Origin of the sequence: Oceanobacillus saliphilus, from assembly GCF_023522835.1 — a bacterium.
Lineage (GTDB): Bacteria > Bacillota > Bacilli > Bacillales > Amphibacillaceae > Oceanobacillus > Oceanobacillus saliphilus.
On sequence record NZ_JALCZU010000281.1, the window covers coordinates 1 to 211 of the forward strand.

1 rRNA gene is annotated in these 211 nt (G+C 37.9%); it reads left to right on the forward strand.

Annotation, left to right across the window (positions count from 1 at the left end):
* Nucleotides 1–113: 113 nt before the first annotated feature.
* A 5S ribosomal RNA gene (gene rrf, locus MN204_RS21165) occupies nt 114–211 on the forward strand; the annotation flags it as partial.

Here is a 211-nt window from a genome sequence, read left to right on the forward strand (position 1 = left end):
TCTTTTGATGTCTTGATTTACTCTTATTTAGTTTTCAAGGTATAAATTAAAAAAACCTTGCATTTTATCTTAGAAATGCATATAATATAACTTGTCCTTGTTTTTAAGGATTGTCTGGTAGCAATAGCGAAGAGGTCACACCTGTTCCCATCCCGAACACAGAAGTTAAGCTCTTCAGCGCCGATGGTAGTTGGGGCTTTGCCCCTGCAAG